Here is a 23,296-nt window from a genome sequence, read left to right as displayed (position 1 = left end):
TTACCCTATATCTTTTAGATCGAAGTGGCCGCTTTCCAGATCCATATCAGTACGAAACAGGAATTCGAGTGGGTGGGGTTTGCACCATAGACGGCCTTTAATTTCAATTGATAGTACATTGTAGAGTTCTAGTGAGCTGTTATTCGTCACACAACTAACCTGCAATCCATCGCGTAGAATGCGTGGCTCAAAGTTAAGGATCGACTGGGTTAGCGCATACTGAATATCTTTCCATTCGATGCCTGAGATACATTTGCCTGCCAGGGAGGCGATACCATAGTTAATAGTGGAGCGTTGCACCCAAGGAAGATCCCCTAAGGTATTATTCGACTCGCTATTGATGCAGTTGAATAGTCGTTGCAGATCGTGCAATACATGAAGTCGTAGTTCATGGTGTGATATTAAATTACTTAAGGGCGCTTCTTGTTTTTTTTGTGGTTCGTTATCGGTGAGCATGGTGAGTAGCATCGGCAGTATATTATTACGCGATGTCTGTCGTTGACTCTCTTTACGTTGAGGATAATTTGAGTTGTACAGTAGGTCGTTTTCTTGATAGGGAGTAAGTTGTTTAGCATCCATAGTTAATTATCCTGATTCAGCTAATCTTTATGATTCTTATATTTTTGTTAGATGGCGGTATCTATTCAGGTATCTGGCTACTCTTTAGATTTGGTCTGTCATGTTTTGCGTTGGTTGACTTGCTTGAATTAGCTCAGATAGATGCCCACTCTTCGTGTCGACAATAAGTTGATGATAAGATTTTACAAAGTGATCCCATAAAATTGCTTTACGATAATAGGGTAGAGGCCACCGTGATATGCTGCGTGTACTACGGACTTCTTCTATCAATGTTATTGGATTTAAGGATTGTAGAGCATGGGAAATAATTATGGGGGTTCTGTTCTGGTATATATCTTTATTGTTTAGTGCCACAGAAGGTTTTTTTTCTGGTTGTATGGTATCCATAATTTTCGGTATCATGTGCTCTTCAAAACTATTATTTTTTGGCGTATGCGGTGGGGCGATTGAGTGCTGTAGTTGTTGATTATCCTCAGCCAATAACACGCTTGGTGTCGTATCTGCCAGCAAGTTTTCATATTCAAAAACAGTACTGTTATCGAACAGTGCCATGGGGTCACTTGTTCTCTGTTGCACATGAATATGACCCGCCAGGTTCTCCCCTGGTTTATCCGTGGGTAGTTCGGGTGAGGGTTGCATAATCTTATTGCTTTCGCTGACATCCAGCAACGGTGAGGAGGCAGAAAATGGCATAGGAAACTCTTCTAATAGAGTATCCCAAATTTTATCTTCAATGAGGTTTTTATTGTATTTTTCGTCTTTGATATCGGTGAGTTCTGTCGCCTGAACTTCTCTTTCGCAAGACTGTGGTATTGCATTTGATTGTTGTAACTGACTGATTTGTAATTGGTAGTTATTGATGCAGAGGCGATCTCCGTGTAGCAATTCCATTTGTTTACTCTCTGCCAGAGGTGCATTATTTAATAATATGTTGGAAATATTGTCATAGTTTATGATATAGCATTTATCATCAGCAGATACTGTTACAATAAGCATGCGGTAAGGTGTTTTTTCATTTTTATTAAAAATATAGTTATTTCCACTGTTGTTAAGAGTGCTTCTTGAAAATAAATTATGACAGCAATTGACATGGCAGATCTTATTATTTTGTTTTTTTTCATTATGTGGTTGCATAAGTTATTCCTGCTAATTTTAGAGTAAATAAAATGTGACTAATGATTCAATTATTATATTTTATTTTTTAATGTAAAATAGAACCCCAGGTGTTACCCTGGGGAGTTTTTTATTAAACTTCAACGCCTTGTTTGATATTCCATCCAAAGTTTTTACCTACACCTTGACCCCCATCCTTTGTTTGCTCAGTATACTTTTGATCTACTATTGCAGCTTGGAAAGTATAAATCATACCAACTTGTCCGTTATGACCAGGCCCAGTATATTGCATGGCCGTAATCAAGGCTTCTTTTAAGGTGATAGTTAAATATTCAAATTTTGCTCCAGCATTCCCTGCTTTACAAGCAGATAACACAACTTGATCTATGTGTTTGCCCGTAGTGCAGAATCTCAGCATTGTTGGGCTTGCTATATCGATGAAAGCATTAACGTGCAAGTCGTGATAAACCACTTTACCAGCCCCTCCCCCACCACCACTGCCCATATTTCCCGGTTGTGTAGCTCCCCAGGAAAAAGAGTTAATAGCTATTGTTTCATTATATGATTTTTCTTTGGATTCACCTTTAACATGACTAATTTTTATAAACATATCGGTATTAAGTTCACTCATAGTGTTATCCTTTATCATGGTTGGATAGATCGATTTGGCAGTTAATTTCAGTAGTGTTAATAGGGTAGTAAATAGGATGGTCTATTCCCATTAACTCTCTGATATTACACGCCGATTTTGCCATAATCATGGCATATGAAACTGCATATTAATGTATCTATGCAGTCTTATTTTAATTAGAGTTATTAACATATATAAATATACGAGATATGAACATCTAATTAATAATAATCAATTAGAGATAGTACTTAAGCATTATTTTGTTTTAACGAAGGTAATTTTGATGTCAGGCGCAAGGATACCGTCAAACCTTCTAGCTGATAATGTGGACGCAGGAAAAATTTGGCACTGTAGTATCCGGGGTTATCTTCGTTTTCCTCGACGACGACTTCAGCTGCCGCCAGTGGTTTACGGCATTTGACTACCTGTGAGGAGTTAACTGGGTCACCATCAACATAATTCATGATCCAGTTATTGAGCCAACGTTCCATGTCTTCACGCTCTTGGAAAGAGCCAATTTTATCGCGCACAATGCACTTGAGGTAGTGCGCAAAGCGACAGCAGGCAAATAGATAGGGAAGGCGGGCTGAGAGGTGCGCATTGGCTGTGGCATCTGGGTCATGATACTCCGCTGACTTTTGTAATGATTGGGCGCCAATAAATGCAGCCACATCGGAGTTTTTGCGGTACACCAACGGCATAAAACCATTTTTCGCGAGTTCACTCTCTCGGCGATCACTGATGGCAACTTCTGTTGGGCACTGTACATTCATACTGCCATCATCACTTGAGAAAGTGTGGCATGGCAACTCCCCTATGGCACCGCCGGATTCCACACCACGTATTGCGCTACACCAACCAAACTCTTTGAATGATCGGTTGATATTGACAGCCATCGCGTAGGCAGCATTTGCCCAAACATAATTGCCCTGTGCCGCATCGTGACAATTCTCCTCAAAGTTGAAATCATCCACCGGGTTAGTGAGGATACCGTAGGGCAGCCGTGCCAGAAAACGTGGCATTACCATACCTAAATAGCGTGAGTCTTCAGACTCGCGCAAACTGCGCCAGGCGGCATATTCAGTATTCTGGAAGATTTTGCTCAGATCGCGCGGGTTGGCTAGCTCCTGCCAAGACTCCATCTGTATCACATTCGGCGACGTGCCAGTGATAAACGGGCAATGGGATGCGGCACCAATCTTCGCCATTTCGCCCAGCAGCTCCACATCGGGTGGGCTGTGGTCGAAATAGTAATCTCCCACCAGGCAACCAAAGGGTTCCCCACCAAACTGACCATACTCTTCCTCGTAGACTTTCTTGAATATCGGGCTCTGATCCCAGCCAGCACCCTTATGCCGTTTTAATGTACGACCTAACTCTTGCTTGGAAATACTCATAAAGCGTATTTTCAGCATATTATCAGTTTCGGAGTTGCGCACCAGGAAGTCTAGCCCAGTCCATGCCCCCTCTATTTTTTGAAAGTCTTCGTGATGAATTATCTGATTGATTTGTTGTGATAGTTTTTCATCAATCTCAGCAATTAATGCCTGAATGGTGTGATAAGCATCTGATGAAATTGAGACCGTTGTTTTCAGCGCCTGTTGAGCCAATATTTTCACCGCATTTTCTACTGACTCTTTAGCCTGATCAGTTTTTGGTCGGAATTGTTTACTCAACAGCGCGTTGAAATCATCACTGGATAGAATATCCGTCGCTTGCTGAAATGGCTGTTGCAACTGTAAATCGTTCATTAATTACTCCTCAGATTTATTGTCGTCACTATTGTTGTCTTCGGTTTCAGGTTTGGGAGCACTAACAAGGGACTTCAGCATCTCGGGATTTTGCAGTATTTGTGAGATCAGTTCCTCTGCTCCATTCTTGCCATCCATATAGGAGAGCAGATTGGATAATTCAGTCCGCGCATCAAGTAGGTGATTCAGTGCTGGAATTTTGCGGGCGATAGCAGCGGGAGAAAACGCGTCCATACTTTCGAAACTCAGATCGATATTCAGCTTACCTTCACCGCTTAAGGTATTGTCTACCTGGTAGGCGACTCTCGGTTTGAGTGATTTCATGCGCTCGTCAAAGTTGTCGATATCGATTTCGAGGAACTGGCGTTCACCAACACTTGACTGAGGTTCGGTAGATTTTCCGGCCAAATCGGCCATAACTCCCATGACGAATGGTAATTCAACTTTGCGCTCTGCACCGTATAGCTCAATATCGTATTCAATTTGTACACGTGGTGCACGATTACGGGCGATGAATTTTTGTCCGGACATAATTCACTCCATCTAACATCAGATAATGATTAAAAGTTTATCCCGCCGTCTGCTGGTCGGGGTTACGAGAATTGAGCATTTAGCTCGGGCACTGATAAGCCAAAAAGGATCATCATAAAAATGATGATTAGTGATGATCCTCGCCATAAGTTTGGCCCAGAATGGTCTCCAACTGGCTAAGGCCATTGGGGATCAGGTTTTGAATGATTTGTATGAAATCCAGGGCTATCAGTTTTTGCGCCCGATCGATCATCAATGGCGCCGGATGACTGGGTTCATAAAGGTAAAAATAGTTTTTTACCTTCTCGAGTAGCAGTTGCGCATCATCGCGTGATTGAACTTGCAAACCGTGCCAGTCGAATGCTGCTGGCGTGGCTTGTGGGGTTAATATGGATAGCTGCTGTGTTGCCATTGGCGGCTGTTGGCTGGTTGGAGGCGGATGGCAGGCTTGAGCAATAGTATTGAATTTTTTCAATAAATTATTAAATTCTGGTTGCGCCGCTTCCCCTAAATGTTGCGTTACCTGCTTGTGGATAGCGACAAGATATCGAGGGATGTCGGTAATCAGTTGAGTTACAGATTGCTGTTGGCGCATTAATTCGCTCTGTAGACGTGTGCGCCCCCCTGGGAAATTCGGATTATCTTGATTATTGCCATTAAGTAAGTCACTCGCGGCTAGCAATGAAATTTCACTGCCCGTCTCTTTTAATAGAGTGCTGTTATACACACAGGTTGCCAGGATGGATTTATCACCCAATTCTGCCAGCACATTGGTGCGTAATAGTGGGTCGATTTCCCCCCCAAACTCCAGTGATGGAAATAGAGAACTCCAATAGTTTTCCAGTGTTTGATAGATTAGCTCCAGCCCATCGGCATAACCCTCTAGGCCCCGTAATTGAGTCCAGGCTCGGGTGAGATATAACATGATGCGCAAGTCTTTAGTGCGTGTCAGTAGACTGCAGGCCAAACCTTCAACCAACATCCAATCTGGTGTTTGTGCGGGGATAATCGTATCGCCAAATTGTTGTTCGGCCTTGCCTATAAAAGCCTGCTCCAAGGCCAAAAAATCAGCATCATACTCTAAGTTTTCCCCACAAGGATTTGCTGTATTTATGGGGGATAGCAACTTATTGATTAATTCAGACGTCATGCTTTAAATCGCCTTTATCAGGTGGTTAGTCGGTTAGGTTTCATATGTTGTCGCAAGAGGCAAGTTGCTTTAAGGGCAGGAGAAAGCCGGTAATTGAAAGGGGCTATAGATACTGTTTGCGATGAATTCCAGTGTGACTCGATGACCGTCTATATTGAAGGTGGATTGTTTGCCATTGAAGGCCAATTGATTATTGCTGCCCTCAGAGGGTTGCGCCATATCAACCATACGGTTCAGCGCCCACGGACCGCTGGTGGTTAAATTAGCACTAGAGCCATTAGCCAGCGTTAATTGTAGAGATACCATGTCAGTATTACGTGTACCCGGCCAGGTCACTACCAGTGGCACCAGTGGGCCATGGCTATACTTGAACAGCTGCCCGTCAATATCCAATGTTAGCTTGAGAATGTCGCTATCCATCCGCACCGGGCGTACTGTTACGCGATAAGATGGTGCAGGAGTGCTGCCGGCAAAAAAAGTATTACGGATCTGTTGTGCCTGTTGGAATGATTGCAGGATATTGCCGCTGCTAGGGAGTATTTTGCCATCCACTCCTGGGGTAAAAGCCCAGTTATTTTGTCTGGTATCCACCTTCCCTTGTAAATTGTCGCGAAAGAATTTGTCCATCAGGCCAATATTGGGGGCGAATATATGGGCCAGATCGTCAGGCGTGATTTCCTGTTTGGCGTGAGGGGATAAAGGATAGCGTTTGGCTATTTCCTGTTGGCAGAAACTGCTCACTTCGAAGTTAATACGCTGCTTGAGATTTTCCATCTCTTTATGTTGAGTGTCGCTACTCGCGCCCACTGCTAGCGATAACAACATTGATTTGAGTGGCTCGGGTAAACGCCCTGAATCTGCCTGTAGACGTGAGATAATATCGCTTGGTGGAACTGCGATACCACTGTTGGTCGCCCCTTGCACCGCAGTCAGATAGTTATACAGTTCATCCACTTGTTTGAGTATATTATCGAACGGAATGGCTTTATTACCCTGCTCCTGACTGCGAGACAACTCTAACCATGGGGCGTAATGTGCCCTAATGGCCTGCACAGGCTGAGTCGCGATATCATCACCAATATTGGCTGTTGTGGAATTAAACAATACATCCAATGTTGGGTTGTTACTCTGGTTCAATTTGCTTTTGGTTTTATCGAGTAGTCCGTTGCGGGCGTCAGTGCGCAACAGGGTGTTTTTACTGACGTTCATCAGTAAATTAAGCAAAGGAGAGTGAGGGCTGGATAATAAGCGTGCGCTACTAATTCGTTGTTCCAGGTTGCTAATATTTGTCAATTGAATGTCGTTTAATAACTCATCCCAGTTTTTGATAAATTCCTGCATATACAGCTGTTGTATAGTGGTAATCAAAATAGCCCTTTTTTGCTCTATTGGGCCGCTGTCCAATACCCAAGTATCCTCTTCCCGCAGTGTATCGACGGCGCGGTCAATATCTTTGTTGAATGCAGACCAACCTTGTGGGGTAAATAGCTCCGACACACTATCCGTCAGAGGTTTACCGCTCTTGCGGGAGAAGACTAACTCGGCTTGCGGCCCCGCCAGAGTCAATAAGTTCACTAATTTGATCTCAGCCTGGCTGAGCCATTGGCGTTTAAGCTGGCGTTTTAGTCTGCTATAGACCCGTTGAGATAATGGAACCTGGTTGATAATCGCCTGGCTTCGCTCCACTAACAGTTGATTTTTGGTGTAGGGTGAAATCTGAGTCTGATTGTCAAGCAACTGGCTCAGGTGCCATTCAAGCCGCTGTAACAGTATTTGTGGAACCCCTTGCGGCAAGTTGCGCTGTAGGTTGAGTATCACCCAAGAGCGCAAATACTTACCGTCATACCGCTCCGATAGAAATAGCATTTGGTACGCTTTCAGTGCTTCATAGCTGAACTCCACATCATTTTGTGGGTCGTTACGCAGGGTATTGGTAATTTGTTGAACTAACAGGGGTAATAGCAGTTCTTTTAGCGCTTTTTGGTACAACTTATTACTGGCTGTACTCACTTCATCACCTGAATAGAGGCCCATATGATAAGTGAACGGCGGGTTCCTTAGCGGGAAATCCTGACTTTCTGGCAGGGACAGCACACTGTCAAGAAATGGCAGTATGGAGAGCATATCTTCTGGCTTCGGTGGTGAGAGTTTTTGCCCCTGGCGCTCGAGTGATGCCACCTTGGTTCTGACCTCTGTCAGGTAGGTTTTGCTGTCGATGTAATTACTGCTCCATAAAACAGTTAATGTTGTCGCTATTGCTGCTAACAGAATATAGCCCGCCCAGTGAAGTGCGCGGTTACGGTATTCCCACCATTTGTTACTGCTGGCCAGTCCCGCCTCTCGAAAAACAACGTATTCCAGCATTTTTTTCAGAAAAAAACTCTGTTTAGGGACGGGCGGCTCTAACGCTTTTGGGGGAGGCCCGCCGTAAGGGGCGAACTATCGCCGTGACTGCCCGCAGTAGAGAGCTGTAAATAGTGACTTAATTCGCCCATCACCTGGTCAATGGGTAAACCTTCTTGAGTCGCGCTGGTGAAGTAGATGCCGCGTGGGATAAAACGGGTTTCAAAGCTTGACGTAACGAATAAAGTGTCCAGATATTGACGAAGTAATGGGCGTAATGCAGAAAATTGTTGAGGAAAAAGATGACTTTCTGCACGTTGATTCATTGAGTGATTAGTCAGCAGAGTATCCGGTAATGCATCAATGAGTCGCTGTTCCAGCAGGGCATATTGGTGCTCAAACTCATGGCCGAGGTGGAAATCAGGCTGATTAGAAGCCTCATAAGGGAATACCAAGCCCCAGATTTGATCACGTTGTTTGTTATCGAAATTACCGAAATAAGCGGAGAAACCCTGCAGTAAATCACTCTTGCTGATGATGACATAGATCGGAAAGCGGATGCCCAGTTGTTCGTCAAGTGATAACAGTCGTTTGCGTAGCTCATTGGCCTGTTTAGCCAAGGATTCGGGGCTATCAGAGAGCAGATCCAAAATACTGATAGTGACGACTACGCCATTGATGGGCTGGCGAGGGCGATATTTTTTCAGTAAACCGACGAATCTTTTCCATTCGTCGGTATTTTCATCGTACTGACCATGGGGGATGCTGTAACGGCCCGCAGTATCCAGCAGTATGGCGTCGTTCGTAAACCACCAGTCACAATCACGGGTAGCGCCGGTATTGTGCAGGGATAAAGGGTTGATATGGTCCGCCAAAGGAAAATTCAGCCCCGAGTTGACCAACGCAGTAGTTTTCCCAGCACCTGGTGCGCCGATGACCATATACCAGGGTAGCTGGTACAAATAGTGTTGACTGAAACAGGATATCCAACGGAATTTACCGGTATGGTTTAAGAAATAGGCTTTTTTCAGCCGTTGTTTCACCTCGTTAAAACGCTGCGTCAAGTCACTCTCTTGCTGCGGTTCTTCCTGGTTTTTATTTTTCTCTGATGAAGCATCAGTGACATTCAAATTACGCGGGGAAGCGGCACGATTACGGCGTGAAATAGTGTACCAAAGCCCCCAGAGAAGATAGATGACACTGATGATAATGATGCGGTTCAATTCCAACTTCATGGGTTGGCTTTTACCGATAGTAACCTGTGGGCCGAATATCCAAATGGCTAATGCCAAAATAGAGATGCCGACAGTTCCCCATACCAAGCGATTGGTAAGGATAGAGAGTAATTTTTTTAACATTTTTGATTGTTCCTTTACTGCAATTTATTCAATTCCGTTTTCGTATTTTCCGGCGGAACTAATAATGTAATTTCAACCCGACGGTTTAATGCCCGATCCTTTTTGCTGTCATTGGGGGCTACCGGATTGGCTTCACCACGACCTTCAGTTTTTACCCGTTGTGCACTATCAAGGTATTTTTGCAATTGGCTTCCGACTGCATTTGCTCGGGCCAATGAAAGTGCTGAATTGGACGTGAAGGTTGATTTGCGAATAGGGACATTATCGCTATAACCCGTGACCATGATCTTACCGCTGACGCCGTTCAGTGCGTTGCCGATGTGATTAATGACCTGATTGTAGGCGGGGCGTATTGTGATCATACCGGAGTCGAACAGCCCGTCTCCTCTGAGAGCAATGACACTTTGTTTGTCATCGGTACGAACCACCACCATCCCACTGGCAATTTCTTCCTGCAGGAAGTTCGCCAGATTTAATACTGGGGAGACTGCTGGTATAGGTAAGGGAGTGAGCCACTGTGGTAAGGCTACCTGGTAAATTGATGCCAGCACTGGGCGAGTGGCATCATCCAACTTCCAGCTCAACACAATGAACAGTAGTGAGGCCAGGAATGCGGTGAGACTGGTGCTCGCCCACAATGGCATCTTAGGCTTCCTGCGTTTTTGTTGAACCGAAAACGTCTGGGCATCTGGAGAGAGTAGCTCGCTATAACCGCCACGCACCAAACGAATGCGCTGTTGCAGGCGCTGTTTCAGCGTTTCTAACAGTGAATGGCCGTTGTCCATGACTTTGTAACGCCCTTTGAATCCGAGCAGTAGGCAGTAATTTAATAACTCCAGTAATTCGATATATTTGTGTGGGTTTTGCGATAACCTGGCGAGCAGATCAAAAAACTTATCGCCGCCAAAGGTTTCATTGTGGAAAGTGACCAGCAGCCCATTCCCTGACCAGATGTTGTCATCTCCCCAGGCGGGCATCAGCGCGGCAGCTTCATCCAGTGAAGTGCACAAACAATAACGTGCACCAATAGTGATTTCATACGGCAGATTGTCGAGTTGGCAGCGAAGTTCAAAACGCCTGATCTCTTCAATCAAATGTTGGCGTAATTGTGTCGGGTTATCATGGGTCGCTGACTGGCGAATTTTAGCAATAATATTCAGCAGCGGCCTGGCCGCAGAGACCAGCGAATTGCTCCCAGAGACTAATTGAGTTTTTTCCTGAGTCATGGTTACCTGTCCGTATGGTTGCGAATGGCCCAAAATTCCATATTCATGCCAGGAAAATCACCAGCCAAATACAGGGCAAAAGCACTGGATTGTTCCATCTGTTCCCACAGGTCACCGCTCTTCTCTAGTTGAAAGTAGGTATAGCCTGAGTGGTACGGGATTTGACGCGGTGCCGTTGAGGTGTTGCATAACTTGATGCCTGGGAGTTGTAACTGCACGATATCGCGGATCTGGGTGATGGGGGCAATCTTCATTTGTGCCGGAAAATGTGCCAATAGCACGTCAGCCGTGACATTAGCGCGTACTGCCAAAACAAAATCGAAATCCCGTATCATAGCTGCGTCTTGTATGATGGCGACATTGAGCCCTGGGGAGCGCTCAACCAACGCCAGTTGGATGGCGTTGTCTTTCAATATCACTGACAGCCCGTGGCGCAGCAGTAGCATCAGTTCGCCAAAGCAATAAGCCAAATTGTTGTGGTCATACACGGGTAACTGAGCATCAGGTGTACGCTGTAAAGAAAAACTGGCCAGCTCAGTGGCAAATTGTAGCCACTCGGCAAACAGGCGTTCCGGGTGTATATGACTGAGCTGGGAGACATGATTGACTTGCCCCACATAGCGGTTAATCAACTGTAACTGCATGAAATCAATCATTTCTGAACTATTGCGGTTCTCAGGTTGCTGAAGGCGCAGGCTCATCTGTAGGCTACGTTGCAGCAGCAGCCCTGCGAGACCATTGATAAAGGTTTTCAGTTGGTGATTGTTTTGGCAATTAAGTGTTGGGGGAATGCAGTTTTTTTCCAGTTGTAATCGGGGGGGATCACTTTTTTCCTGTATCTCCGCCACAATTAATGCTGTCCACTCGGCACTTAAGTCGCTTTCCAGCATCAGACGCAGACGCAGGGAGCTAAATTGCAACTCGGTGCTGCTAACGGAGACCTCGTTCAGATCATCGACCTCCGCTTCATACGCGAGATAACGGGCTAGTGCGTCGGGTTTCTCCTGAAAAATGATCTCCTCACGACCAGCACGTTGGCTGGGGAGTGCCAGTACCACTTTCTCACTGTTTTTACTCGTTTTTATCACGAGTGGTGTGGGCGCATATTGTGCCCCGCTGAAGTTGAAAGGCGTTCCGTCAGGCATGATGCCACAAGCCTCAGTCAGTGCGATTTTGCCCTGCTGTAGCAGTTCTTGGTCTACTTCCAGATTTAAAAAACCCCAGAAATAACCATTGTGTGCTTGCCCCCAGGCGCGTATGTAATGTTCCAGATAATGTTCTGCCCGCTGAAAATGGTGTGGGCGTAAAAACATTCCTTCAGTCCAAACGATCTTATGAGCTTCTTTCATTATCATAATTAAATACGTTCCTTGCCTTAGAAAGCCGATTACTATTCATTTGTGTTGATGGTTTTCAAGCCCTCAATACCCGCAACGATATATGTGCCCCGCCCATCTGACGAAGATTGACACTCTTGGTCGGTATCTATTGTGGGCATCGTAGATAACGGCAGGGAAAGGCGCCAAACCTTAGCATTCAGGATTTGGTATTCGGCAATAACGCCGATGTAACGGGCATCTTGTGCTATTTGTCCCTGTAGCTTTTTTCCTCTCTGCCCTGGCGTCAGAAAGAACTGATCGCTGCTCAGCAGGCTATTACCAAGAGCGTTCGGGGCATCGTTTTGCAAGCTAAAGAAATCAGCATCCATAAACTCTGCATCAGAACGAAGTAGCAGTGTGCGTATCTTTATCGGTAAGGGATGTCGCTGTACTCCCGTATTAACCTGACGATCGGCATCGAATACCAAACAGTAGATAGGCGGGCCGTCCGGGGACGAAAACGTACAACTGCTCAGTAGCATAAAACCAAGAATGATTAGCAATAGATGCAAACATCTTGAGGCAGTATGTGGTTTTCTCATGATGTTTTTCCGTTGCTATTTGTGTTTGCCGCTGGAAGTTACTGGTTGATTTATCAATGAATTTTTCGGTTTTAACTCTGTCTTTTTACTATAATTTTACTGCTGTAAAGGGTTTTTGGATTGAGTTAGGAGGCAAGGATCAGCACTTTGAACTGACTTGGAACCATACGAGAACCCGAAGCGTTAGTTGAATTTTGTAGGCTGCTGCTGGTGAGTCGAGTAGCGGGTGAACCTTTTAACAATACTGAGAATGCGCCGGACAGATGGCGTGATGGCCCCATCACTGTCGCGGAAGCGACTCCACCCGCAACGCCAGGGCTATCGCCATTGGTTAATGGTATTATTGTCGCCATATTGTGCGCAGGTGCACCGACGAATAAGATATTGAATGCATTTGGGATAGCTGTCTGCGCCGATGCAAAGTTTGGGTAAGGTACGGGGAGTGGAAGCGGACTGGGCGTTAAGCAAACGTCAGGTAACGCAATATCCATGCCCATCATTTGGGTATTGGCAAACATAGTTATTCCTTATCCAAGATGGATCTGTTCTGAATCCAGTTTAGTGATATTTTTTGACGTAATGATCAGGTTACGGGCATGCAAACGTGCATAATCCTCGGCCTGAAGATCAAGTTGTCCTGCACGTACGTGTTCGATCTGACGCACTCGGCGAAATAAGGTATGGCTGGTTTGAATGATTGAATGCCATAAGGATTCGTAACGTTTACCGACCAGACGAACCAGACTAATAAAGCCAGAGAACTCGTTACCGCTGTAAGCCATTTTGTCAATATTACAGTCAGCGCTTTGTGCCTGTATCGCCAGCGTATCGCTACTGATTTTGACCTGTTTAGTGCTATGTAATATCAGCGAACCACTGGGTGTTTCTATTTGTAGATCACCCACCACATTCAGGCGTGTCACTGTGCCTGGATCGGCTCGCTCCAACACCGCGATAACCCAAAATTGTTGACCAGCGTCGGCGACCAGAACCGTATCACCAATATTCGGCATCACCAGGCAACTGGTTGCCTGACGACAAACTCTACCCTGACTCGAATATTGCACTAGCAAACTGCCATCAGGTAGCTTGTCTGCAATCAAACCTGCTGTTTGTTGTGGTAGTAAGCTACTGATTGAATGGTTTTTTGTGACTGTATTCATGGCGTTGCCTCTTGAGTATGGGGGATCAAAGTTTGCGTTCTGAGCTCCAGATTTCGGCGGTATGTAACGCTTCATCCCTTTCTAATACGCCACTACGATCACTCCAGTGCGTTTGCTGTTGCCTGGCTCCGTGTAAGCGTGTGTGCATGAGATGGGCATAGCTCATGTTTGCCTCATTAATATTGGCGTAAGAAAAATCGGCGTAAACTAGATAGCTTTTACTGAAATCGCAGCGTTCTGCCTGACAATAATGGAACAGGCTTTGGAAAAGGCGCGCTTGATGAAAGCTGGCATTATTTAGCGTCGCCCCGTTGAATATTGCTTGATCAAACTCCCCATATTGACACTGCGCCCCGGTCAGGTTGGCTTCTATAAACAGTGTTTGTTGAGCCTGTACTGTATGTAACTTGGCGCGTTGCAAAGAGGCTCCCTTAAAGTTGCTTTGGCGCAATAGCGCATTGCTGAAATCAGTATCGTCCAACTGATTATGGGTAAATTGACAAGCCTGCAATTGTTGACCTGCGTAACTTTTCCCACGATGGTCACATTCGAAGAAAGTGACCTGATCAAAATGGGCACCAAGGGTCTGTGTATTGCGTAAATCCAGGCGGAAAAAAGTGACAAGATTCAACTGACAATCATTTAAAAGGGCATCGCTCATTGCAGTTTGGTTAAAGGTCGTTCGTTCTAATTTTCCTGCCGTGAAGTTGCTGCCGCAGAGAGTGCTATCAGTGAAACTCACTTTATTAATTGTTAGCGCACTAAAATCGGCATTATTTAACGTACAGTGGTGAAAAATGGCTTCTTCACATTGGCTCTCCAAAAATGTGGCATGACTTAATTCACAACTATTGAACAGTGTTTTAATAATATTTGCGTGGTTGAATACGCAATCAGTCAGTTGGCAGTTATCAAATACTGCCTCGTTTAAATTACAGTGACTGAAATCAACCCCGGTTGCTGTTAGTTCAGAAAAGATCCCGCCGGAAAGATCCATACCGCTGAGTTGTAGTCCAACAATATTGTGTCCACTGACATATTCGCCACGCTTTATTTGTTGCTGTAACTGAGTTGCACTGAGTCTCATCAGCTTTCTCCTTTGATACGCGGCTGCATTTTGGTGCTTTCGGTATAGGCGCCATCCCAGTTAGTTATATCGTCAAAACGTGATTGCGATATATCCGCACGGAATAGATTGGCCCCGCGTAGGTCTGCACCGCTTAAAATAGACTTTTGCATTATCGCGCTGATCAAATTGGCATTCATGAGTTGGGATTCAGAGAAGTTGCTGCGGATAAAAAGGCTGCCACTACCGTTCAGATATTGTAGATTTGCTTTGATCAACTGTGCTTCCGAAAGATCGCTATTATCTAATCGTGCCCGCTCAAAGCTGGTTTGATGTAAGGGGGTCTGCCGTAAATTACATTGTTTTAGTGTGGCATCACTAAAATCGGCCTGCGCCAAGTCGCTGCCAGCGGTAAAAGAGCAGGTGACAAGATGTGCTGCATGGAAACTGCTGCCGATGGCTTTTGTGTCTACCCAGCAACCGTTCTCTATCTGAGCGTGACTACAATTGAACTCCAGCAGACGGCATTTGATAAAACTGACTTTTTTCATCTGCGCCTCAATAAAACTCATACCATTGAGTTCGAGTTCAATAAAGGTGGTATCAATAATATTGGCCCGCTGAAATAAGCACTGAATAAAAATAGTTTGGTCACCGAACAAATTTTCCAGAAGGGCGTCAGTGAAATTGCAATTTTTAAATAAGGTTTTATGGATATTAGTTCCAATCAGACGAGAAGAGGTAAAATTAGTATTTTCACATTGTGCTAATGCTAAAGATGCATTTTCTAAATGGGTGTGGCTCAGATTAGCGTTAGTGAGATCAGCCCGTGCCAGCATAGCTTCCTGGAGAGAAGCATATTCAAGATTGCATCCATATAAATTAGCATTTTCAAGTAATGTCCCCCGTAGATTAGCATGACGTAGATCCATCTCAGCCAAGTCGGCTCCTGTTAAATCTATACCACTGAGATTTTTATCTCTGGCCATTACGGCACTCACATAGTCACGCACTATTGCTATTGTATTTCCGGTTAGCCGTGTTGCTGGTTCTTGGGCCTGAGCACTCATTAGATAGGTTTGAAACAATGTCTGTTCAGTCTGAGCCACACTTTTCTCATCGTTTTTCCCTACCCCCTTGTAGAGCAGATTGAGTTGCTGATGATAATTATCTGCACCAGAAAACGGCATGTGAGGATTGGACGATTTTTCCGGAGCAAATAGGTCAGCCTGGCCCACATTATTAATCTGTAGTTCCAATACATCAGCTTGTTGCTTTAATTTTGCAGCATAATCTGGCAGTTGTTCCAACGAGGGGGGAGTCGTCTCCTTACTGGTAGGAAATAGTTGTTCAATATCTTTTCCTTCCTCCGCTAACTTAAGACGGTAATATTCGTGCTGATGACGTTCAAAATTTGATATATTTTCATGTATCGGACTTTGAGTATGAGATGAATGGGCGTTCAGACCAGTGGCAATAGCTGTTTCAGGGAGCAAATCTTTTTCACGAAATGCGAATAGGGCACCTTTTTCTTTATCCAATCGCTGTTGTAGCACTTGATAGTAGTGAATTGAGGAGCGTGGCTGGTTGATAATTTCCAGTGCTGGCATCAATTCCAGAATGTCGGTTGCATCATCTTCGCTGACACGAATATACCCCTGATAAATTAATACCATCTGTTCACGGTGCGGAAAGAACCAGACCGTGGTGTGGCGCATGGTGATCTCTTCAAATTTCTCTTCACCATCACGTAGGCTATTAACAAAACAGCGGGCTCGCCAGGGCGGAAGTTTGCCCTGCTGGAGTGGCTGAGTGGGGTGCATGTTCCAGATACAGTAGTTCGCTTGGGGAGGTAACTCATTATATTGAGGAAATTGTTGATCACTCTCCGCCATATTAAATAAGCGCCAGTCAATATCCTTGGCAAAACCGGGAAAATCATTTTCCAACCAGTCGGCATCATAGTTTTTACCAATGCGAGTAAAACGACGTGGGCAAGTAATATCGATTGCGTCAAAACTGACGGGTAAAATATTTTGGTGAGGAGAGGTTAATCTAACCTGTGGCGATTCAATATTTGGCAGTTTCTGATGCACATTAGGGTTGGGTTGCTCAGGGGCGACACCTACGCCGTATGGGTTCTCGACAAATTGTGGCCCGCCAAACGCATTACTCCAACCAAGCCCCATTTTTGTGAAGGGTAATGGCTCAGTGGAACTTTCTTGAACCCAGTGGCGATCACCGGTAACAATTAAGGTTTTTTCAAGGATATCGAGCTGGATCTTTACTGCACAAGTTGTTTTATCACTCTGATGATGGGTATATGCGTTACCCGTCGCGAGAAACTCAGCACAATTTTTAGGCATTGCAAGGTCGAGGAGACCTCCACTCGTGGTTAATTCCTCGCTAACAAGTTTCCACAATTCTGCTTCAGGAGATAAATGTGGCGTTTCCTCCATATCTGCCAGAACCAAAACGGAAACACCTAGATGATGCTGCCCCTGCAAGGTGAAAGGTCGCTGAAGTATGCTCAGATGTAACGGTTTTACAATTTTCATCAAATACATCCTGTTATTTTGACTAAAATTCATTTGTTAGCAGTATTTTTAATATGCTGTAAATGAATGAAATGAACACTTCCAGGATATATACGTGACCGATTTTTGACAGGCGTGACTGATCCTGATGTCAAATGGCTTCACCAAAATAATCCAATGATACGTTGTTAAATCTATTCACCCATATATTGCTCTATGTATTAACCCATGACTTTATTATGAGTTAAATAATATTTATAAGTTACTTTCCACCATAGCTACCGCACGAGATTGCAATATTTTTGCCTCGATTAATATAGGTGCAATGCTAGTGGCAGAGTTATGCCTGCATTGATAATAATGATTATAAAAAACAATCACAGAATAGGATTGTTATAATGCGAGGTTATCGATGTCAAGGGATAAATATATATTTCTCCATTGTGATTATTACTTTTTATTTATTACTAATTTTTACATTTTGTTATTTTTGTTACAAGTACACTGATTTCTAATTTATATGTAAAAATAAAAAAATAACTATATAACAATGAGTTGATTTTTAATTTGTGCGAAAATTCAAATTAATTTGATATTTACATGTGGTGCTGAATTCAATGAATTAATTATATGTTTGATTTTTTTCTTGACTATCGCGAGCTGCCGTTAGCACTATGTAAAAATTATATTTATTAAGTTAAATGGATAACTGAGTGGTGGAAATTAATGCGAAGAACGATCAAGTTAAACTCAAAAAAATTATCTGATGAATGGATTTTTAGTCGTTTAATCGGTAGTGAGTCGCTTTCGACACTCTATAAATATAATCTGACATTATTGAATTCTTCCGCTGAAGTTGACCAGCGTGACCTTTTAGGGACGCCGCTGTCCGTTTATATTGAAGATGAGGGGCAACCCGCAAGGTATATTAGTGGCGTTATCACCTCAGTATCACGACAAATTCACGCAACGACTCGCGGTGATTATTATATTTACGATCTTACCCTGCAACCGGCATTATGGTACTTAAGTTGCGGTCGCGACTGCTCTATTTGGCAAGGAAAGTCTGTACCAGAAATTGTGCAGGAATTCCTCAATCGCCACAATATATTACTAGAAAGTAAATTATTAGAATCCTACCGTGAGTGGGAGTACTGTGTGCAGTATCAGGAGAGTGATTTCTCCTTTATTAGCCGTTTGATGGAACATGAAGGCATTTATTACTTTTTCCGCCATGAGTCCAATCAGCATGTGATGGTACTTGCTGATCATCCGCAGGCACATGAGGCTACTGGTGTGAGTAAACTTGCGCTAACTCCTGCAGATAACAAGGGTAATGAAGTCGCTGGGATCTATGATTGGCGGGAAGAGGATATCATTGGCCCTGCGCTATATAGCACCGATGATTATGATTTTCGTAAACCACGTGCCAGCCTGCTACAGACCAGAAAGAACCCAGGTTCTCAAGCCCCTGAAGCCGTGAGTATTTTTGATTGGGCAGGGCATTATACCGATAGCAAACATGGTGAAACTTATACTCGAGTGCGCCAACAAGCATTTGCTGCGAGCCAATATCAGATTATAGGGCAAGCACGTGCTTGTGCTGGCGCGATGGTCCCAGGACAACGAATTTCAGTGGATCATGGTGGGAATTCTGGGAGTAAAACCTATCTGGTGGTGAGCATCGAGTGTGATTATCAGCAAAGTGGGGATGTCTCGGCAGATTTCATCTCTGCTCAATCCGGCACCATTTTCAGTGTCGTACCTGCATCAACTGTTTGGCATCCCACGTGTGAAACCCTATGGCCACGTACCTTTGGGCCGCAAACAGCGGTGGTGACCGGACCCGCTAATGAGACTATTTGGGCTGATCGCTATGGGCGAGTAAAAGTACATTTTCGTTGGGACCGCTATGGAAAGGGGGATGACAGCAGCTCTTGCTGGATCCGCGTATCCAGTCAATGGGCAGGATGGAAATATGGTGCAGTGCAAGTACCACGAGTAGGGGAAGAGGTCATTGTTGATTTTATTAATGGGGACCCTGACCGCCCAATGATTATTGGCCGAGTTTATAATGAAGACAATCAGCCGCCGCTTAATCTGCCCCAGGATGCAACCCGCATGGGAATAATGACTCGCAGTAAAGGCGGTTCTGCAGATAAGTCCAGTTATTTGCTGATTGATGATGCACTGGGGGGGAGTCAGTCGCTTTGCACTCTGAACGTGATATGAAGATTTCAGCTGAAAAAGATCAGGACATCCATATTCAGGGCAATATGCAACACCGAACCGATGGCAATAAACATCAGGAGATCAAAGGGAATGTAAATATCGATATCACAGGGAATTTAACTGAGGATATCAAAGGGAATGTAAAGCGCAGTATCACCGGCAGTTGGGATGAAAATGTTCTGGGGGGGATTACTATTAGTTCGCCACTGGCTATTACCATTAACAGCGGTGTTAAACTTAATATGCAAGCTCCCGCGTCAAGCTTGACGATTGCTGGTCACACAGAGAGTATTACCGGCAGTTCCAGTTCTATTGTTGGGTCATCTCAGGATCTGAAAGGGACAAGCAAATCAATGGTAGGGCAGAGTCTTACCACCACGGCACAGAGTATCTCCTATACGAAAAATAATACTGCAATAAATGATGTGAATATATCTTACACAAAAATGGGATATAAACGCAAAGGGCAAGAATATGAGTATACCCAAAGCAAAACGGAGACCGGTGTGCACCGCTTGATTCAAACTGCACTATTTTCTATTAACTGATGTCGGTGAAAATAAACGAACTGTTATTGAACACCGCATAAAAGACTTTATAAATCTCTATATAGGATGTGATATGGATTTTCAGCCAGTTGAAGTACAAAATGCTGCGCCGGTAACGAAGCAGGCCATATTGATCCGTGAGCGACAGGCGGTGGGCAATGCGGTATTTACTCGAGGAGATTATAAGCCGGGTGAGGTTAAGCACATTGTATTATTCCGTTACGCTGAATTTGTCAGCCCAGATAAACGACGTCAACTGATGGAAGATTTTCTGGCGTTGCAACATTTGGCACTGCGAGAAGGTAAACCTTATATCGTCTCGATAACCACAGGTAAGCAAGCGAGTGGTGAGGGGGTTGCAGGGGGCTTTGAACAAGGATTTATCGTGACCTTCCGCTCTCAAGGGGATCGCAATTATTACGTGGGTACTCCCGTGGTTACCTCGCCCACATTTTATGATGCAGCACACCAAAACTTCAAAAATCAGGTAGGCCCATTTTTGGCGAAAAAGCAGGGGGTGCTGGTATTTGATTTTATCAGCGGAGATTGAGCTGATACCTGCCTTATTTATTTGTGGTTGAGGCCAAGCGGTGTCTTGGCTAATCAATATTCTGTCAGTCACCATCTCATCTTGTAGGTTAGCACTGAGAATGCTGCCGGGTAGGGTGGCGAAATATCCCCTCGGAATGCCTGCATTCAACTTATTGACATCGTTTACCTTCCGTTTATAGCGTGATTTTGAGTGTATCAAGCTGCACAGTGAGGATATATCTGCTGGCGGCACCTATAGGCAGGAGGATGTATGGGTGACAGTAATTTATTGAGTGAGCTGCTTTCCGCGGACCCGCAAACAGGGAATTTGAGTATACAAAATATCGTCAGCTGGGTTGAATTACATGGCGGAGTGAAAGGAATTACCGAAAAATTCAATCAGAATGGACTCGGAGATATTGTTAAGGATGTCGGCGGGCAGAATGGACAGCCAATAATATCCGATGGACATATACAGCAGGTATTTGGTCAGGAAGAGATAGGTCGATTGGCGACGCAATTAGGCATTGATCCACAGGCTACCACCGCTATGCTGAGTCGATCTTTACCTGCGTTAATGGCCCAAATTCCTGGTAATGGATCTATTGCTAAATCAGGGGTTTTGAATGTGATATTACGTTTTTTCAAACGCACGTAATTGAAAACCACGTAATTGAAAACCTTGTCAGGAGATGTTTATGTGTATAAACAGAATGTTATCTATCTTGGTTTTGTTGTCTACAGTACTTATTATCGGCCCGGTTAATGCCGCTCAGACTAAAGCTACTGCAGCAGTCGATCCGGCATCGGCAGCGAATTTAGTTCAAGATCCTAATGGTATTAAGCCCACAGTAAAATCGCCACGCAAACCACGAACCAATGCGAGTGAAGCGGAAGTCTCGGGATTGCCAGCAACAGTGAAAGTACCTGCATCAACACGTAAATCTCACTCTTCTGTGTTCTCGGCAGAAACGACTCCCGCTATTCCACCGCCGATAACAGTGAAGCCAACGACTCCCGCTATTCCACCGCCAGTAACAGTGAAGCCAACGACTCCCGCGACCCCACTGCCGGCAACAGTGAAGCCAACGGCATCGACACCATCTGTTCCTCGTGTGGCTACATCGCCAGCGTCAGGCAATATTCCATCAGGTGCCACTGCGCGTTGTCAGGATGGTACTTATAGTTATAGCCAACAGCATAGTGGAGCTTGCTCCCGCCATAAGGGCGTGGATAGTTGGTTACAGCAATAGCGCGGAAAAATTATTATGACATAGCATGACAGAAATATTGTTGACCCTGGCATGCTATGTGTATTGACGTCGTTTAGGGCAAAAGGATGATGTTGAAGTAGGTTACAATCCCTTTTACGGGATCGATATCGCATTGGAAAGTAAAATCATGCCAAATATTATCGGCTCGCACCTCACCACTGCCGGTAAGATGATATTGTCCTGTTAGGCTCAAGCTATCTTGGTTATTATCACCAAGAAAAACCCGATCGGCTTTTAGAAAGTCTTTGCTTTGTATTTCAGCGAGGGCCGCGGGTCTACAGATAAATTCAGATACTTTTTTTGCATTATCCCACCGAATAGCGATTTGTCGCTCTTCTGCACGATAAAGCTGACTGATAGCGACATCGATTCGAGTTTGAATACCTGCTGTTAAAGGTGGAGGTTCTGAGGCAATGAGTTGATTGACAAATAATAGTAATAACCAAATGTTATGCTTAACAGGTAGTCGCATTAATATCTCCTGTATATGTATAAGTACAGCATGATAATATTACATCATGCTGTAACTTGGGCTTTTAGAATATTAACTGGGGGCTGTAAGTGTCAAGTTAAGAGTGATAAATGCGAAGGTGTGTTTATATCAATCCCATGATCAGTGCTTTTGAAATGGCCTGGAATTTATTTTTGCAGTTGAGTTTTTTTATAATATTTAACATATGAAAATCGACGGTGCTTTTTGATATGAATATTTTACCTGCTATTTCATGAGAAGTCATTCCATCAACACTAAACATAAGTATCATTAATTCCCGTTTGGTTAAGGTGATATTGTTTTTGTTGAATGTTATCGGGCTTTCAGCGTTCAGAATTATTGAGTTTATTATTTTCACACAGATTTTTGAAAAATAGGATTGTGCGAGTGATATTTCTTTTGGCGTTATTGAGTGACTCATATTTGAAAGTGATAGAATGCTATGGTAACCCTGTGGGAGTGGCATGCCAAATGTAATACCACTCTGGTAACCATACTCTACACCATAGGCCCAGATCTCTTCATGTCCTTTGAAAAAAAGACTATCCCAGACCGCATATTCTAGTTGTGGCATTGGTTTGTAAAAAATCACGGGATCTATTTTCCATAATTTATTTTTCTCATATAGCGTTCTCCATGAGTCATTATAATTATCAAATGTATATATACGTGATTCCGTTATCGGGTATATTTCTCTTATCACAAAAGAAAAGAATGAAAATCCCGTATTTAATGTTATGTAATTACTTATTTGTTGTAGAGTTTCCTCTGATACATCAATTCTATTAAAGGACTCTGGATTATATTTTGATATAAGCATTTGCTTTATTCCAAGAGTTACTGCTGGTA

At 44.1% G+C, this 23,296-nt stretch carries 20 protein-coding genes and 1 pseudogene; 5 read left to right on the top strand and 16 right to left on the bottom strand.

What is annotated here, in order from left to right:
- From HRK25_RS02705 to HRK25_RS02640, 14 genes and pseudogenes are all read right to left on the bottom strand, one after another.
- Entirely contained in the window at window positions 1–579 is a 579-nt protein-coding gene (locus tag HRK25_RS02705; RefSeq protein WP_005272141.1) for a type VI secretion system baseplate subunit TssE, read from the bottom strand.
- Between the two features lie 84 nt (window positions 580–663).
- On the bottom strand, window positions 664–1,713 hold the full coding sequence (locus tag HRK25_RS02700) for an FHA domain-containing protein (protein ID WP_099460643.1): 1,050 nt from the start codon (window positions 1,711–1,713) through the stop codon (window positions 664–666).
- 112 nt (window positions 1,714–1,825) lie between these two features.
- The gene (locus tag HRK25_RS02695; RefSeq protein WP_005272145.1) at window positions 1,826–2,323 is read right to left on the bottom strand and encodes an Hcp family type VI secretion system effector; all 498 of its coding nucleotides are present in this window, start codon (window positions 2,321–2,323) and stop codon (window positions 1,826–1,828) included.
- A gap of 248 nt (window positions 2,324–2,571) precedes the next feature.
- Complete coding sequence (gene tssC, locus HRK25_RS02690; RefSeq protein WP_005272148.1) at window positions 2,572–4,074, bottom strand: type VI secretion system contractile sheath large subunit; 1,503 nt, start codon at window positions 4,072–4,074, stop codon at window positions 2,572–2,574.
- Window positions 4,075–4,077: 3 nt separating this feature from the next.
- A complete protein-coding gene (tssB, locus tag HRK25_RS02685) occupies window positions 4,078–4,605 on the bottom strand; it encodes a type VI secretion system contractile sheath small subunit (protein WP_005272151.1) in 528 nt (175 codons plus the stop codon).
- A 127-nt stretch (window positions 4,606–4,732) separates the two neighbouring features.
- Window positions 4,733–5,755 carry a type VI secretion system protein TssA gene (tssA, locus tag HRK25_RS02680; protein WP_099460642.1) on the bottom strand — a complete coding sequence of 341 codons (1,023 nt, stop codon included), beginning with the start codon at window positions 5,753–5,755 and terminating at the stop codon, window positions 4,733–4,735.
- A gap of 69 nt (window positions 5,756–5,824) precedes the next feature.
- Window positions 5,825–9,456 (bottom strand): annotated as a pseudogene (gene tssM, locus HRK25_RS02675) (type VI secretion system membrane subunit TssM).
- Window positions 9,457–9,470: 14 nt separating this feature from the next.
- Window positions 9,471–10,682 carry a DotU family type VI secretion system protein gene (locus HRK25_RS02670; protein WP_005272163.1) on the bottom strand — a complete coding sequence of 404 codons (1,212 nt, stop codon included), beginning with the start codon at window positions 10,680–10,682 and terminating at the stop codon, window positions 9,471–9,473.
- A gap of 2 nt (window positions 10,683–10,684) precedes the next feature.
- Window positions 10,685–12,031 carry a type VI secretion system baseplate subunit TssK gene (tssK, locus tag HRK25_RS02665; RefSeq protein ID WP_032896924.1) on the bottom strand — a complete coding sequence of 449 codons (1,347 nt, stop codon included), beginning with the start codon at window positions 12,029–12,031 and terminating at the stop codon, window positions 10,685–10,687.
- A gap of 41 nt (window positions 12,032–12,072) precedes the next feature.
- The gene (tssJ, locus tag HRK25_RS02660; protein WP_244262455.1) at window positions 12,073–12,543 is read right to left on the bottom strand and encodes a type VI secretion system lipoprotein TssJ; all 471 of its coding nucleotides are present in this window, start codon (window positions 12,541–12,543) and stop codon (window positions 12,073–12,075) included.
- A gap of 185 nt (window positions 12,544–12,728) precedes the next feature.
- Entirely contained in the window at window positions 12,729–13,121 is a 393-nt protein-coding gene (locus HRK25_RS02655) for a DUF4150 domain-containing protein (RefSeq protein ID WP_005272173.1), read from the bottom strand.
- Between the two features lie 9 nt (window positions 13,122–13,130).
- Entirely contained in the window at window positions 13,131–13,766 is a 636-nt protein-coding gene (locus HRK25_RS02650; RefSeq protein ID WP_005272176.1) for a DUF3540 domain-containing protein, read from the bottom strand.
- A gap of 25 nt (window positions 13,767–13,791) precedes the next feature.
- Window positions 13,792–14,853, bottom strand: coding sequence for a pentapeptide repeat-containing protein (locus HRK25_RS02645; protein WP_032896928.1), 1,062 nt, complete (start codon window positions 14,851–14,853; stop codon window positions 13,792–13,794).
- On the bottom strand, window positions 14,853–17,390 hold the full coding sequence (locus tag HRK25_RS02640; protein ID WP_032896930.1) for a DUF2169 family type VI secretion system accessory protein: 2,538 nt from the start codon (window positions 17,388–17,390) through the stop codon (window positions 14,853–14,855). Before HRK25_RS02640 ends, HRK25_RS02645 begins: the two co-directional genes overlap by 1 nt.
- Before the next feature lie 705 nt (window positions 17,391–18,095).
- Between HRK25_RS02640 and HRK25_RS02635 the strand changes: the two genes are divergently transcribed.
- The 5 genes from HRK25_RS02635 (at window position 18,096) to HRK25_RS20075 (ending at window position 21,933) form a co-directional block, all read left to right on the top strand.
- Window positions 18,096–19,601, top strand: a complete 1,506-nt coding sequence (locus HRK25_RS02635; protein ID WP_173361758.1) for a type VI secretion system Vgr family protein — start codon at window positions 18,096–18,098, stop codon at window positions 19,599–19,601.
- A complete protein-coding gene (locus HRK25_RS02630; protein ID WP_173361757.1) occupies window positions 19,598–20,149 on the top strand; it encodes a hypothetical protein in 552 nt (183 codons plus the stop codon). Before HRK25_RS02635 ends, HRK25_RS02630 begins: the two co-directional genes overlap by 4 nt.
- 73 nt (window positions 20,150–20,222) lie before the next feature.
- Window positions 20,223–20,699 carry a Dabb family protein gene (locus tag HRK25_RS02625; protein WP_005272180.1) on the top strand — a complete coding sequence of 159 codons (477 nt, stop codon included), beginning with the start codon at window positions 20,223–20,225 and terminating at the stop codon, window positions 20,697–20,699.
- Window positions 20,700–20,951: 252 nt separating this feature from the next.
- A complete protein-coding gene (locus HRK25_RS02620; protein ID WP_005272181.1) occupies window positions 20,952–21,338 on the top strand; it encodes a YidB family protein in 387 nt (128 codons plus the stop codon).
- A 40-nt stretch (window positions 21,339–21,378) separates the two neighbouring features.
- Window positions 21,379–21,933 (top strand): DUF3761 domain-containing protein, encoded by a 555-nt coding sequence (locus HRK25_RS20075; RefSeq protein ID WP_244262454.1) that lies wholly within the window; start codon window positions 21,379–21,381, stop codon window positions 21,931–21,933.
- 73 nt (window positions 21,934–22,006) lie between these two features.
- Here the strand turns inward: HRK25_RS20075 and HRK25_RS02610 are convergent, their stop codons facing one another.
- Together HRK25_RS02610 and HRK25_RS02605 are read right to left on the bottom strand one after the other, a co-directional pair.
- Window positions 22,007–22,426, bottom strand: a complete 420-nt coding sequence (locus tag HRK25_RS02610) for a hypothetical protein (RefSeq protein WP_050413677.1) — start codon at window positions 22,424–22,426, stop codon at window positions 22,007–22,009.
- Window positions 22,427–22,550: 124 nt separating this feature from the next.
- Window positions 22,551–23,267 carry an autoinducer binding domain-containing protein gene (locus tag HRK25_RS02605; RefSeq protein ID WP_005272183.1) on the bottom strand — a complete coding sequence of 239 codons (717 nt, stop codon included), beginning with the start codon at window positions 23,265–23,267 and terminating at the stop codon, window positions 22,551–22,553.
- Window positions 23,268–23,296 lie beyond the last annotated feature (29 nt).

Origin of the sequence: Yersinia bercovieri ATCC 43970 (assembly GCF_013282745.1) — a bacterium.
GTDB lineage: Bacteria > Pseudomonadota > Gammaproteobacteria > Enterobacterales > Enterobacteriaceae > Yersinia > Yersinia bercovieri.
The sequence above is the reverse complement of the archived record's forward strand: the minus strand, read 5'-3'. Positions and strand labels throughout refer to the sequence as shown.

Excerpts from the sequence above, each read along its gene's own strand:
- HRK25_RS02620 (WP_005272181.1), top strand. The coding sequence starts at position 20,952 with ATGGGTGACAGTAATTTATTGAGTGAGCTGCTTTCCGCGGACCCGCAA.
- HRK25_RS02625 (WP_005272180.1), top strand. The coding sequence starts at position 20,223 with ATGGATTTTCAGCCAGTTGAAGTACAAAATGCTGCGCCGGTAACGAAG.
- HRK25_RS02700 (WP_099460643.1), bottom strand. The coding sequence starts at position 1,713 with ATGCAACCACATAATGAAAAAAAACAAAATAATAAGATCTGCCATGTC.
- HRK25_RS02605 (WP_005272183.1), bottom strand. The coding sequence starts at position 23,267 with ATGCTTATATCAAAATATAATCCAGAGTCCTTTAATAGAATTGATGTA.
- HRK25_RS20075 (WP_244262454.1), top strand. The coding sequence starts at position 21,379 with ATGTGTATAAACAGAATGTTATCTATCTTGGTTTTGTTGTCTACAGTA.
- HRK25_RS02670 (WP_005272163.1), bottom strand. The coding sequence starts at position 10,682 with ATGACTCAGGAAAAAACTCAATTAGTCTCTGGGAGCAATTCGCTGGTC.
- tssB (WP_005272151.1), bottom strand. The coding sequence starts at position 4,605 with ATGTCCGGACAAAAATTCATCGCCCGTAATCGTGCACCACGTGTACAA.
- HRK25_RS02610 (WP_050413677.1), bottom strand. The coding sequence starts at position 22,426 with ATGCGACTACCTGTTAAGCATAACATTTGGTTATTACTATTATTTGTC.
- tssJ (WP_244262455.1), bottom strand. The coding sequence starts at position 12,543 with ATGCTACTGAGCAGTTGTACGTTTTCGTCCCCGGACGGCCCGCCTATC.
- tssA (WP_099460642.1), bottom strand. The coding sequence starts at position 5,755 with ATGACGTCTGAATTAATCAATAAGTTGCTATCCCCCATAAATACAGCA.
- HRK25_RS02695 (WP_005272145.1), bottom strand. The coding sequence starts at position 2,323 with ATGAGTGAACTTAATACCGATATGTTTATAAAAATTAGTCATGTTAAA.
- HRK25_RS02645 (WP_032896928.1), bottom strand. The coding sequence starts at position 14,853 with ATGAGACTCAGTGCAACTCAGTTACAGCAACAAATAAAGCGTGGCGAA.
- HRK25_RS02635 (WP_173361758.1), top strand. The coding sequence starts at position 18,096 with ATGCGAAGAACGATCAAGTTAAACTCAAAAAAATTATCTGATGAATGG.
- HRK25_RS02640 (WP_032896930.1), bottom strand. The coding sequence starts at position 17,390 with ATGAAAATTGTAAAACCGTTACATCTGAGCATACTTCAGCGACCTTTC.
- tssK (WP_032896924.1), bottom strand. The coding sequence starts at position 12,031 with ATGAAAGAAGCTCATAAGATCGTTTGGACTGAAGGAATGTTTTTACGC.
- HRK25_RS02705 (WP_005272141.1), bottom strand. The coding sequence starts at position 579 with ATGGATGCTAAACAACTTACTCCCTATCAAGAAAACGACCTACTGTAC.
- HRK25_RS02630 (WP_173361757.1), top strand. The coding sequence starts at position 19,598 with ATGAAGATTTCAGCTGAAAAAGATCAGGACATCCATATTCAGGGCAAT.
- HRK25_RS02650 (WP_005272176.1), bottom strand. The coding sequence starts at position 13,766 with ATGAATACAGTCACAAAAAACCATTCAATCAGTAGCTTACTACCACAA.
- tssC (WP_005272148.1), bottom strand. The coding sequence starts at position 4,074 with ATGAACGATTTACAGTTGCAACAGCCATTTCAGCAAGCGACGGATATT.
- HRK25_RS02655 (WP_005272173.1), bottom strand. The coding sequence starts at position 13,121 with ATGTTTGCCAATACCCAAATGATGGGCATGGATATTGCGTTACCTGAC.